Genomic DNA, 11,593 nt, shown 5'->3' with positions numbered 1-11,593 from the left:
CAGAGGTGAGCTATCGCCCGTTTCCCCACCTCAGTGGGGATTGGTTTTCCGGCACGTCGCGCATTCGCACTGGTCACCGTTACCGAGCGATGCCCGCCACTCAGACGCCAGCTCGTCAGCCTCGGCGCGAGACGGCACCATGCGTTTGTAGGGGCCGGAATAGGCGCCGGCGTAGCGCAGCTCCACAAACAGCCCGCCCTTGCCACCGAATGCCGTGGCATCCCAGCCGTGAACATGCACCGTCAGCGGCCGCCCCTCCTCGGCCTGGAGTTCGCCCGCCGTCAACTCGACCGGCTCCTCGATGTAGGGTTGGATCGTGGTGCGCATTTCAGCGGTCTCCGTTGCTGGCATCGGCAGCATCGGCCTCCGCCTCCATTTCACTGATCAGAGCGTCGGCGATATCGGTAACCGGGAATCCGAATTTGAACTGCGCGATATCGAATTTCATCGCGTTGTAGTCGAGGACCCCAGTGCCCTGCCGGCCTACCTCGTCAATATGGCGACCATCCCACGTGGCGATGCAGTCGGCGACGTAGCGGGTGTACTCGGCGGTCTCGCGGATTTCGCTCTCGACAAACCGACTGCTCGAATCCCTCTCGTGAGGCACGATGCGATCGATCTGGTCGGCGATGTCGCGGATCTGCTGAACTGCTGCTTGAACGTTTGCCATGTTGTTTCTCCAGTTGCTCCCCGGTCCCGGGGAATGGGGTGGTAGGCCGTTTCCCTATCCACGGTTCCTACTATACGCCCTAACGAGGTTAGGGTCAAGAGACGAAGAGCGAGAATATTTCCTTCGTATGCAGTCACTTACCGGAAATGCGCTCGGCGATGCGGCGATGTGACGAAGATTCTTGCCAGCTGGCAGAAGTAGTTGCCAGCTGGCAGATTGGCAAACGTAACCCATTGAAAACAGGCGACTTGAAAACTGGACGCCGCCCCTAAGTCAAGGCACCATATTCCCTAACGTGCGGCGTTGCGCGCAGCGAAAGCTGCTCCCTTCTCCCGAGGTTGCCACCGCCGCATGTAGCCGCCCCCGAGGCGGCTTTTTTATACCCGCATGACAACTGCGTCGCGGGCGCCCCGGCATCACCGGGGCTTTATTCGAGGTCGTTATGTCGAGAACGATCAGAGGACAGAAGGGGCCCGGCTACGACTATTGGTCACGACGGCCAATGAGCGGCACCGGCTATGCCAAGTGGATCAAGCAAAGGACGCATCGCGTGGAGCGGCAGCGTGCCAAAGACGCCATCCGAAACGCGGCAGAGAACAAGTACCCTCAGTCCTGATCCGGCCTCAACAGTTTGCAGCCGTGAAGTCTGCGCCCGGGCGCGCCGCTATCACTAGGGCGGTCGCGTCGGTTAACCGGGGTTGCTGCAATTCGCTGATCGGCCAACCGCCGAACCAGTATCCGGCCTCGCTCTGCGGGGCCAGCCTATCGTTTGGGTCGGGAGTGCCCGGCCGCGATCCGTGACACCTACGACAGAGGCAAGCGCCGAATATCGGCGCCAGAGTGGTGTGACTACTCCGGAAGAGAGGACATGGCGGGGTTGCGCATACCCGGCACAAGCGCGAACCAGAGAGGGCGACACCGAGCCGTCGTCAGACTGTAAAACGGTGTGACTGCCGGGAGAGACCGGCCCCAATCGCGCTGCGGTGAGCAACCGTAGCCACGACGCCCTCCACGCGCGGGCGTCTCTATTTCGTATCCGGAGGTCAGCTATGAGCGACCGGGATGCGTTTCTCGATGAGCACGCACAGCAGCCGCGGGGCGAAAGCCTGCCGCCGGAGGCCATCGAGGACGCCAAGTTCTTTGCCAAGCGCGCAGAGGAGGGCAGGGCCCTCACGTTCGCTGCCTGGCAGAAATGGATGCGCGAGAAGTACGACATCGACGGATCGCGCCCGCTCTACGAGCGGATGTTCCGTGACGCCGGAGTGAGGCCCTGGTGGCGGAAAAAGTAGACGAACGCGAGAGCTTCCTGGCTGACACCGAGCAGGAGCATGCCGACGAGCTCGCGGAGCAGGTTCGCACGCTGCGCAGGGAGCTGGCGCAGGCCAAGCGGGAGGACATTACGGCGCGCGCGGTTCGCCGCGAATTGCTCAACCTGTCGGAGCAGAGCCCGAAGCCGCCGAAGTGGCTGACCAAGCGAGGCAAGGGCGCGAAGGCGCCGGGCGTGCCGACGCTGTTCGCGTCGGACTGGCACTGGGGCGAGGTGGTAAACGAGGACGAGATCGACGGCAGCAACGCCTTTGACGTCGACGTCGCGCACACCCGCTCGCAGCGGATGATCGAGCGGGCGACGATTCTTCTGCGCGAGCACGTCGTCACCCCGGACTACCCGGGCATCGTCTACGCCCTGGGCGGCGACATGGTGACGGGCGACATCCACGAGGAGCTGTCGGTCACGAACGAGATGCCCATCGGGCCGACGCTGATCGACCTGCTGGGCGTGCAGGTGTGGTGCATTCAGACGCTGGCCGACGAGTTCGGACAGGTGTTCATCCCCTGCGTCACGGGCAATCACGGCCGAATGACGCGCAAGCCGCGCGCGAAGCAACGCAACGCCACGAACTTCGACTGGATCCTGTATTCGCTGCTCGACCGCTGGTTCAGCGGCGACAAGCGCGTTCAGTTCTACATCCCGGAGGGGTCGGACGCGCTATACACGCTGTACGGGCACAAGTACAAGCTGACGCACGGCGATCAGTTCCGCGGCGGCGACGGGATGATCGGCCCCATCGGCCCCATCACGCGCGGCGACCACAAAAAGCGGTCGCGCGACAACCAGACCGGGACCGGGTACGACACGCTGCTGATGGGGCACTTCCACACGCTCATGCAGCTGCGGCGTTTCATCGTCAACGGCAGCCTCAAGGGCTACGACGAGTACGCCTTCGCCAACAACTTCCCCTACGAGCCGCCGCAGCAAGCTCTGTGGCTGACGCACCCCGAGCACGGGATCACGATCTCGATGCCGGTGCAGCTGGGGGAGGTGAGCAAGCCGGGCGCCAAGGACTGGGTGTCCTGGAAGTCTGCCGCGTGATCTGGCCCGCCCGCTGCTGGCAGCCCACCGCCAACGGCGGGGCGACCAGCCGCCCGGTAACGGATCAGGACGACGCGCGCCGGCAGGCGGTCGAGGCAGAGATTCAGGAGCGGCGCGAACGGCGCCGCCAGGACGCACAGCACGCAGCGGAGACGCCGAATGCCTGAGAACGACGCGACAACGCCACGGGCGCGGGTCGAGCTGCGTCTGCGTCATCTCGCGTATCGACGCTGGGTGGAAACGATCGTCGCCTCCGGCATCGGTTCAAACGAAACACGGCGCGCTGCTCGGCGACTCAAGGCAGTGCGCGGCATGACACCGGCCGCCACTGCGGCAATCCGCCGGCCCGTGGCCGCTCGATAACTCGTGAAACGCGCGACCAGCCGCAGGAGGCACCCCATGATCGACTTCGGATTCGCCCTGTTCCTGCTGGGGCTTGCGAGTATCGCCGTGGTGTCTGCCGGCCTGCTTTTCATGCTGGGCATCGCGCGCTCGCTGGGGATGCTGCCGTGAACGTGCAGGACGTCATCGACGGAATCCTGCGGGCAGAGGGCGACGAGTACACCAACGACCCGGCCGACAGCGGCGGCCCGACGAAGTACGGCATCACCCTGGAGACGCTGCAGGATTCGCGGACTGTGGAGTGCACGGCCGACGACGTCCGGCGCCTGGGCGAGGACGAGGCGCGCAGCATCTATCTGGCGCGCTACTACGCCGGCCCGCGGCTCGAGCTGATCGCCGAGTACAGCGAGCAGGTGACGGCCGAGGTCATGGACACGGGCGTCAACATCGGCATGCGCCGCGCGGTACGGCTGCTGCAGCGGGCGCTGAATGCGCTGAACGACGGCGGCCAGCACTACGAGGACTTGAAGGAGGACGGCCGGATGGGTCCGGCCACTGCCGGCGCGCTCGCCGACTACTTGGAGCACCGCGGCGCGGAGGGCGAGAAAGCCCTGTTCGTGCTGCTCAACTGCCTGCAGGGCGCCTACTACGTGGATCTGGTGGAGCGGCGCCGGAAGGATGAGCGTTTCATGTACGGCTGGCTGCGCCACCGCATCGCGAGCCAGGTGCTGGCATGAGCGAACATCCCGACCCCGAGCGCTGGTGGCGACACCGCCGCTGGATGGCCTGGACGGGCCTGGCCTTTGCCGGCGCGGCCTACGCGCTGACCACGCTGGCCATTGCGCTCGGTGCGGACGGCGCGCCTGATATGCGGCCGCTGGCGCAGTCCGCGATGTGGGTCGGCTGCGCTCCGATGATCGCCTACATGAGCAACTGCGCCATCGAGTCATTCGCCAAGGGCGGGATGCGCTGATGTGGGCGCTGATCGGCCGCTGGGCCGCACGCAACAAGGGGCTGATCGTGACGGGAACCACTGCCGCCATCGTCATCGCGATGCTGGCCGGCGCGCTGGCCGTGCAGACGATCAAGCTCAAGGCCGCCGAGGCCGAAGAACTGCAGGCGCGGGCCGAGACGCGCGCGCTGCAGGTGGAACTGGACGAGGCCGTGGTCGAGGCGGAAGCCCGGGCCCTGGCCGCAAGCGAACTGGCGAGGGCCGAGTATGAACAGGACCGCGAAGCTGACGCTGACGCTGTGGGTCGTGCTGTGGATCGCGCTCGTGCTCTCTGCGTGCGCGACGACACCGGAGACCAAGGTGATCCGGACGTGCCCGGCGCCGCCGGAGTGGCTGATGGAGCCGCCGGCGAAGCTCCAGACGATCGAGATGGAGCGTTCGGAGAAGCCATCGCCGAAGACCTCGAAACCTGCAACCGGGAACTGAACCGGATGCGGGCGCTGCAGACATGGGTGAAACGCAACAGCGAGACGGTGGAATGAGTGCATCTAACCCAGAGCAAGACCACCATGACGGTGGTGAAACGAAGCTGATGAAGCATCGGCTGACGCAGCTCGAGCGGGATCGGGACGACTTCTACCCCTATGTACGCGACCAGCTGGGGACCATCACCCACCAGCTCGCGCGTATCGCGCAGATGCAGGAGCAGCAGGGTTCGGTGCGCGAGGAGTTTCGGCAGGAGAACCACAAGCTCTGGACTGAGATCGGAAAACTTCGCGACCGGCAGTCCAAGGTCGAGACAATGGTCGAGCGGGCTGCTGCAAGCGTTGAAACGGTCAGCAATCGGACGGGCACGACGAACAAGCTGGTGGTCGGCATGGTGCTGGCGATCATCGCCCAGGCCGTATTCGTGATCTGGCGGGTGGGCGCCTAATGGCCGACAAGTACCTGCGCCGCGACACCAGCACCTACAACATCACCGAGCAGGAGGCGATCGACGAAAGCGCCGGCGCAGCCGATGCGGGGAAGATCCCGGCGCTGAACGCCGACGGCAAGGTTGACCCCACGATGATCCCCGAGGGCGTCGGCGGGGGCGGCACGGGCTCGCTCTACCTGATCCCCGATGGCGAGGAGGTGGTGGTCGACGAGGGCGAGAACCTGCTGATCGTTGACGAGCTGATCATCGACGGCGCGCTCAAGCTGGACGGCCGGCTGATCGAGGTGGGCGCATGATCCGCCTGGTGAAGACCGCCGCCGCCGCGATCGCGAATGCGGCTGCCGGTAAGGTCTGGTTCTTCATCAACGACAGCGGCGTCCCGGCGACCAAGGACGAGAACGGCAACGTCAACCGCTTCGCGACCGAGGCCAGCGTCGGCAGCGCGATCTTCGCCGAGGTCAAGAACAGCATCGAGGTCGATTCGGCTGACGATGACCTGCAGCTGGTGGGTGACACGCCGTCGCCGGGCAACAACAAGTTCTACGCCACGGACGGCAGCGGCAACCGCGGCTGGCAGGATGCGCCGGGCGCGACGTCGCTCGAGGACGACGCCCCCGCGGCACTCGGCACGGCCAGCGCCGGCACCGCTGCCGAGGCCTCGCGCGGCGACCACGTTCACCCGCATGGCAACCAGGGCCGCGGCAGCCAGCACACGAACGCGACGACCGGCGAGGCGGGCTTCATGTCCTCGACGGACAAGTCCAAGCTCAACGGCATCGAGTCCGGCGCTACGGCTGACCAGACGGGCGCCGAGATCAAGGCGGCCTACGAAGGGGAAGCCGACACCAACGCCTACACCGACGCCGACAAGGCGCAGGTGGAGCAGCTCACCAACTACGTCGACAAGGGCCCGGTCGGCACCGGGACGGTGACGTTCGACTACTCGGCGGCCAAGGTGCAGCGGCTGCAGGCCAGCGGTGACTTGACGGTGGCGCACAGCAACTGGCCAACCAGCGGCGTGCCCGCGGACATGGAGATCGTCGCCGTGAACTGGGGCGCGCACACCGTGACGCTGCCCGGCAGCTGGAACTGGGGCGACGCCGGCGCGCCGACGTTCAGCAGCTCCGGCCGCGACCGGATCATCCTGCGGACAGACGACGGGGGCACGACCGTCGACGCCATGATGGCGGGGAGCGGGTTCTGATGCGGGGGCGGCGGATGATGATGGGCGCGGCAGCAAGTGGGGCGCCCCCAGCAACGTATAGCGACGCGGTCCTAGCTGCGTCGCCAGTCCTGTACTGGCGGCTCGACGAGACTTCGGGGGCGACGGCAAACGACGCAAGCGGTAACGGGCGTCATGGCACGTATAGCGGCACCTACACGCAGGGTGTTTCGCCCCTTGTCGTAGGCGGCAATTCCGCTGTCCGTTTTTCTGCCGGCTTTGTCGATATTGCCCAAGGGTCCTGGTTCCCATCAGGCGCCGCGGCCCGCGCAATTGAGTTCTGGGCCGAGGCGCAAACTGTCAGTGATGATCAGCGGGTTTTTGGTACTGGCAGCCCAGAGAACGACGGCGAAGCGCTAGATCTGGTATTCGAGTACGAGGGCGGGGAACTTGGCATCCGATGGCGGCACAACGGCGGAAATCTGTGGTACGGCCCGATTGCAGACGATGCGCCTGCGCACTGCGTTTTCGTCGTCCCGTCGGGCGCTGTGGATACCGACGACCCGTACATGATTCTGAACGGCGTTGAGAGAACGGGAACGCGAACAGGTGGCTCAGCGCTATCGCTGGCGACTGCGGAGACGCGCATTTTCGTGGGCTGTAGCAATCAGCAGTTAAATGACGATCTTCGCCCTCACGACGGGCCTATCGACGAAGTTGCGCTCTATGATTACGCCCCCACTACCGCTGTCGCTCAGCAACACTACAACCTCGGTATTGGCGCCTGATCTAATCGCAATACGACCTGACCTGCGCCGTCACCGGCCGCTCCCCAGCTGCCATCTACGCATTCCACCGAACGACCACCTGCAGGAACCGGTCCCGCGCCAGCGAATCATCCGGCGCGCCCGTCGCAGTGATCAGCCGCGGCTCGCGTCAGTGAACTAGATAGAGGCCTCTATGGCACAACCCAAACCAGCCGCGAAGAAAACCGCGGCCAAGAAGGCGGCTGCCAAGAAGGCTGCGCCGAAGCGGAAGATTGCGAAGGCGGTTACGAAGGACAAGCCCGCCGCCTACCGCCAGACCGGCAAGCGCGGCCGGCCGCCTGGCAGCAGCTGCCTGACCGACGAGCAGTGCCAGAAGGTACTCGACCGCGTGTGCGAGGGCGACACCATCATGGGCGCCTGCTACAAGGAAGGGATCATCTACAACACGATGTACTACCGGCTGCGCCGCGATTTCCCGCAGGAAACCAACGAGGCGGAGCGCATGGGCGCCGAGGCGCTGGTGCAGATGTCGCACGACGATCTGGACCCGCCGGATGACGGCGCGAAGCTGCTGCCGCACCAGGTCACGCTGCGCATCGCGCGCAGCAAGAACAAGCTGTGGCGCGCCGAGCGGATGGCGCCGGATCGGTTCTCGCAGCGGTCGCAGGTCGAGCACTCGACGCCGGAGGGTAAGCCGCTGGAGATCAACACGCAGATTGATCCCAGCGAGGCCTACATGAAGCACATACGCGGCAACAAGTAGGAGGCGATGAAAGCTGCCGCGCCGGTCGAGACTGAGGGCTTCGACTGGCGCAATCCGGACTATGGCGCCGTCTACGCCGAGCGCGTGGCGCGCCTCAAGAGCATTCAGGACGACCCGGAGGCGCTGCCGGCGATCAAGGCCTACTACGCCGAGCACCCGGCCGACTTCATCCACGACTGGGGGATGACCTCGGACCCGCGCAATGCGGAGGTCGGGCTGCCCGTGGTGGTGCCCTTCCTGCTGTTTGCAAAGCAGCGGGAGTTCATCGACTGGCTCTACGACCGCTGGCGTGGCCGGGAGAACGGCCTGGTCGAGAAGTCGCGCGACATGGGCGTGACGTGGCTCTGCGCCGGCTTCGCGGCGTGGATGTGGCTGTTCCATCCGGCCACGGTCTTCGGATTCGGCAGCCGCAAGGAGGAGTACGTCGACAAGATCGGCGACCCGAAGTCGATCTTCTGGAAGCTGCGCCAGTTCATCGAGCTGCTGCCGCCCGAGTTCCGGCCGGTCGGCTTCGACCGGCGCAAGCACGCGCCGTACATGCGGCTCATCAACCCGGAGAACGACGCGGCCATCGTGGGCGAGGCCGGCGACAACATCGGCCGCGGCAACCGTGCGGCGATGTACATCGTCGACGAGAAGGCGTTTATCCAGAATCAGGAGAGCATCGAGGCGGCGCTGTCGCAGACGTCCAACTGCAACATCGACGTCAGTACCCCGAACACGGCCGGCGATGCCTTCGCCCGCAAGCGGCACAGCGGCAGGGTGCCGGTCTTCACCTTCCACTGGAGCGACGACCCGAGGAAGGACGACGCCTGGTACGCCAAGCAGAAGGAGAATCTGGACGCGGCGATCGTCGCGCGCGAGATCGACATCAACTACACAGCGTCGATCGCCGACGCCTACATCGACGGTGAGGCGGTCAGCGACGCCCAGCGCAACGGGCCGGCGCACGTCGACGCCGTCGGCGGCTGGATCCTCGGCGTGGATGCGGCGCACTTCGGAGACGACGAGGCGGTCATCACCCCGCGCAAGGGGCGCCTGACCAAAGAACAGGTGCCGCGCAAGGGGCTGAGCGGGCCGGGTCTGGCCAGCGTGGTCGAGGGCCTGTGCGCGGATCTAGAGAGTGGCGGCGAGCACATCGCCGAGATCGTCATCGAGCTGGACGGGCCGGGCGTCAGCGCCTTCGACCAGCTGCGCCTCGGTCGGTGGGCCAACGTCACGCGCGGCGTGCACACCGGCCAGCGCTTGAAGGACAACCGGAACTGGAACCTGCGCGCCCTCATGTGGCGCCGGGCGAATGACTACCTGAACGAGCCGCCGGTCAGCCTACCCCGGGACGGGGAGCTGGCCGCTCAGTTATGCGCCATGCGCTATCGGCACAAAGACGGACTGCTGCTTATGCAAGACAAGACCGAGTACAAGAAGGACAACGGCCGCAGCCCCGACCGCGCGGATTCGTTCGTTCTGACGTTCGCGGGCGCGGCGGCCGGCGGTGATGTCGGCGCGCCCAACCCGCGTCGCAGCGCCGGAGGCTGGGTCTGATGGCCGGCAGCAAGGACAAGCTCGGCTTCGAGCAGCTGACGAAGTATCGCTGGGAGGCGATCCAGCAGCCGGCATGGCGCCTGGACGCGCAGGTCAACGAGGACTACTACGACGGCAACCAGCTGAACAGCGAGGCGCTGCAGACGATGGAGGAGCGGGGCATCCCGCCTGTCGTCGTCAACCTGGTGGCGCCGACCATCGACCTGATCCTCGGCATGGAGGTGCGCGGCCGCACGGACTGGGTGTGCCGCCCGGCCGGCGAGGACTGGGACGACGTGGCGCTGGCGCTTAGCAAGGAGGTGAAGGAAGCCGAGCGCATGACCGACGCCGACGAGGAGTGCGGCGAGGCCTATGCCGACCAGGTGCGCGCCGGTATCGGCTGGGTCGAGGTCAGCCGCAGCCCCGATCCCTTCCGCTACCAGTACCGGATCAAGCGCCGCGACTGGCGCGAGTTCTGGTGGGATCCGCGCTCGGAGGAGCCGGACCTGTCGGACGCGCGCTACCTGCTGCGCCGGCGCTTCTACGACCGCGACCACCTGGAGAAGGTCTTTCCGCACAAGGCCAAGCAGATCCGCGAGCTGGGCCCCTACTACACGGGCGAGGAGGTCGACGGCCGACGGCTGTTCGAGGCCGACCTGTACAGCCGCGGCGGCGAGCACTATCGGGACTACACCACGACCGAGCTGGACTGGATCGACCTGGACCGCAACCGCCTGCAGCTGGAGGAGGTCTGGTATCGCGATTGGCATCACGTCGACGTCATCACGACGTCCGACCAGCGCGTGATCGAGTTCCAGAAGGACAACCCGCTGCACATCGCCGCGGTTCAGCGCGGCATCACGGCCGTCAAGCGCGGCGTGGTCGCCAAGGCGCGTCGCGCGTTCTGGATCGGCGGCCTGTGCATCGACGACCGGCCGACGCCCTTCAACCACAACGACTTCCCCTACATCCCGTTCTGGGGCTACCGGGAAGGCCGCACGCGCGTTCCCTACGGGATCATCCGACGGATGCGCCCGCTGCAGGACGAGGTCAATGCGCGGCGCAGCAAGATGCTGTGGGGCCTGTCGGCCAGCCGGGTCATCGCCGACCGCGACGCCGTGGACGACCACGAGCGCACGCGCATGGAGGCCGCGCGCCGTGACGCCTACATCGTCACCAACCCCGAGCGCCGCAACGCGCAGGGTTTCCGGGTCGATGACAACCAGAGCCTGAACAGCGAGCAGTTCCAGGTCTATCAGGACTCGAAGCAGACGCTGCAGGACGCCGGCGGCATCTATCAGTCGATGCTCGGCAAGGGCGAGAGCGGCGCGGATTCGGGCAAGGCGATTCAGAGCCTAGTGGAGCAGGGCACGACCACGCTGGCCAAGATCAACGGCAACTACCGGCAGGCCAAGAACCGCGTCGGCAAGCTGCTGATGAGCCTGATCGTCGAGGACTTGAAGGGCCGGCAGAAGCAGGTGACGGTCGACAGCCCGAACGGCCGCCGGGTGGTGAAGCTCAACGAGCCCGAGGAGAAGGAAGGCCAGCGCGTGCTGAACAACGACGTCACGCGCGCGAACGTCACCGTGGCTGTCGACGAAGTGCCGCAGAGCGCGACCTTCCGCGCCCAGCAGTACCAGCAGATGGCCGAGATGGTGAAGCGGCTGCCGCCGGATCTGCAGGCGCCGCTGCTCGACATGGTCATCGAGGCCAGCGACCTGCCGCAGCGCGAGAAGATCGCCGACCGCATCCGCCAGCTGACCGGCGTGGGCAAGAGCGCCGAGGAGATGACGGACGAGGAGCGCGCCCAGGCTGAACAGAAGGCGCAGAAGGCGCAGGAGAAGGAGCAGATGGCGACCGAGCTGGAGCGCGCCCGTATCGCCAAGGAGCAGGGCGACGCCCGCTACAGCGCCGCGCGCGCCGAGAAGGAGGCCGCCGAAGCGCAGCAGACCACGGCCGAGACGCAGCAGCTGCCGCTGGAGGCCGAGCACACGCAGGCCGAGACCGAGCAGACCCGCGCCGAGACCGCGCAGAAGCTGCGCGAGCTACAGCAGCCGCCTCCCGAGGAGGAGGAAGAACTGCTCTACCGCTGGCAGTAGGCCAGCCAA

Annotated in this window: 16 protein-coding genes; 14 read left to right on the top strand and 2 right to left on the bottom strand. The window is 66.1% G+C overall.

The window, feature by feature from the left end; all coding sequences use genetic code 11:
- Positions 1 to 30 precede the first annotated feature (30 nt).
- Together U743_RS09235 and U743_RS09230 are read right to left on the bottom strand one after the other, a co-directional pair.
- Positions 31 to 327 carry a hypothetical protein gene (locus U743_RS09235; RefSeq protein ID WP_043767523.1) on the bottom strand — a complete coding sequence of 99 codons (297 nt, stop codon included), beginning with the start codon at positions 325 to 327 and terminating at the stop codon, positions 31 to 33.
- 1 nt (position 328) lies between these two features.
- Positions 329 to 670 (bottom strand): hypothetical protein, encoded by a 342-nt coding sequence (locus U743_RS09230; protein ID WP_043767521.1) that lies wholly within the window; start codon positions 668 to 670, stop codon positions 329 to 331.
- Between the two features lie 1,049 nt (positions 671 to 1,719).
- On the opposite strand from U743_RS09230, the gene U743_RS09225 reads away from it, so the two are divergent.
- The 14 genes from U743_RS09225 to U743_RS09170 all read left to right on the top strand — a co-directional run bounded on the left by U743_RS09225 (position 1,720) and on the right by U743_RS09170 (position 11,584).
- Positions 1,720 to 1,959, top strand: coding sequence for a hypothetical protein (locus U743_RS09225; RefSeq protein WP_043767518.1), 240 nt, complete (start codon positions 1,720 to 1,722; stop codon positions 1,957 to 1,959).
- Complete coding sequence (locus U743_RS09220) at positions 1,944 to 3,041, top strand: DUF4398 domain-containing protein (protein ID WP_043767514.1); 1,098 nt, start codon at positions 1,944 to 1,946, stop codon at positions 3,039 to 3,041. Before U743_RS09225 ends, U743_RS09220 begins: the two co-directional genes overlap by 16 nt.
- On the top strand, positions 3,038 to 3,208 hold the full coding sequence (locus U743_RS19100) for a hypothetical protein (RefSeq protein ID WP_156966391.1): 171 nt from the start codon (positions 3,038 to 3,040) through the stop codon (positions 3,206 to 3,208). Before U743_RS09220 ends, U743_RS19100 begins: the two co-directional genes overlap by 4 nt.
- Positions 3,201 to 3,404 carry a hypothetical protein gene (locus U743_RS19095; protein ID WP_156966390.1) on the top strand — a complete coding sequence of 68 codons (204 nt, stop codon included), beginning with the start codon at positions 3,201 to 3,203 and terminating at the stop codon, positions 3,402 to 3,404. The genes U743_RS19100 and U743_RS19095 overlap by 8 nt, the downstream gene beginning before the upstream one ends.
- A gap of 146 nt (positions 3,405 to 3,550) precedes the next feature.
- Positions 3,551 to 4,120, top strand: a complete 570-nt coding sequence (locus tag U743_RS09215) for a glycoside hydrolase family 108 protein (protein ID WP_043767512.1) — start codon at positions 3,551 to 3,553, stop codon at positions 4,118 to 4,120.
- Positions 4,117 to 4,356 (top strand): hypothetical protein, encoded by a 240-nt coding sequence (locus tag U743_RS09210; protein WP_043767510.1) that lies wholly within the window; start codon positions 4,117 to 4,119, stop codon positions 4,354 to 4,356. Before U743_RS09215 ends, U743_RS09210 begins: the two co-directional genes overlap by 4 nt.
- Positions 4,356 to 4,877, top strand: a complete 522-nt coding sequence (locus U743_RS09205) for a hypothetical protein (RefSeq protein ID WP_043767507.1) — start codon at positions 4,356 to 4,358, stop codon at positions 4,875 to 4,877. The genes U743_RS09210 and U743_RS09205 overlap by 1 nt, the downstream gene beginning before the upstream one ends.
- Positions 4,874 to 5,269, top strand: coding sequence for a hypothetical protein (locus U743_RS09200; RefSeq protein ID WP_156966389.1), 396 nt, complete (start codon positions 4,874 to 4,876; stop codon positions 5,267 to 5,269). Before U743_RS09205 ends, U743_RS09200 begins: the two co-directional genes overlap by 4 nt.
- Positions 5,269 to 5,568: a hypothetical protein gene (locus tag U743_RS09195; RefSeq protein ID WP_043767501.1), complete on the top strand. Its 300-nt coding sequence runs from the start codon at positions 5,269 to 5,271 to the stop codon at positions 5,566 to 5,568. The genes U743_RS09200 and U743_RS09195 overlap by 1 nt, the downstream gene beginning before the upstream one ends.
- Positions 5,565 to 6,476: a hypothetical protein gene (locus U743_RS09190; protein WP_043767499.1), complete on the top strand. Its 912-nt coding sequence runs from the start codon at positions 5,565 to 5,567 to the stop codon at positions 6,474 to 6,476. The genes U743_RS09195 and U743_RS09190 overlap by 4 nt, the downstream gene beginning before the upstream one ends.
- 14 nt (positions 6,477 to 6,490) lie before the next feature.
- Complete coding sequence (locus U743_RS09185) at positions 6,491 to 7,222, top strand: LamG-like jellyroll fold domain-containing protein (protein WP_156966388.1); 732 nt, start codon at positions 6,491 to 6,493, stop codon at positions 7,220 to 7,222.
- A gap of 172 nt (positions 7,223 to 7,394) precedes the next feature.
- Positions 7,395 to 7,964 (top strand): hypothetical protein, encoded by a 570-nt coding sequence (locus U743_RS19290; protein WP_043767495.1) that lies wholly within the window; start codon positions 7,395 to 7,397, stop codon positions 7,962 to 7,964.
- Between the two features lie 6 nt (positions 7,965 to 7,970).
- Positions 7,971 to 9,506, top strand: a complete 1,536-nt coding sequence (locus U743_RS18085) for a hypothetical protein (protein WP_052367810.1) — start codon at positions 7,971 to 7,973, stop codon at positions 9,504 to 9,506.
- Positions 9,506 to 11,584: a portal protein gene (locus U743_RS09170; protein ID WP_043767493.1), complete on the top strand. Its 2,079-nt coding sequence runs from the start codon at positions 9,506 to 9,508 to the stop codon at positions 11,582 to 11,584. Before U743_RS18085 ends, U743_RS09170 begins: the two co-directional genes overlap by 1 nt.
- Positions 11,585 to 11,593: the final 9 nt, after the last annotated feature.

The sequence above is a fragment of the Algiphilus aromaticivorans DG1253 genome, assembly GCF_000733765.1.
In the GTDB taxonomy this organism is placed as follows: Bacteria; Pseudomonadota; Gammaproteobacteria; order Nevskiales; family Nevskiaceae; genus Algiphilus; species Algiphilus aromaticivorans.
This window is presented reverse-complemented; position numbering and strand designations above follow the sequence as displayed.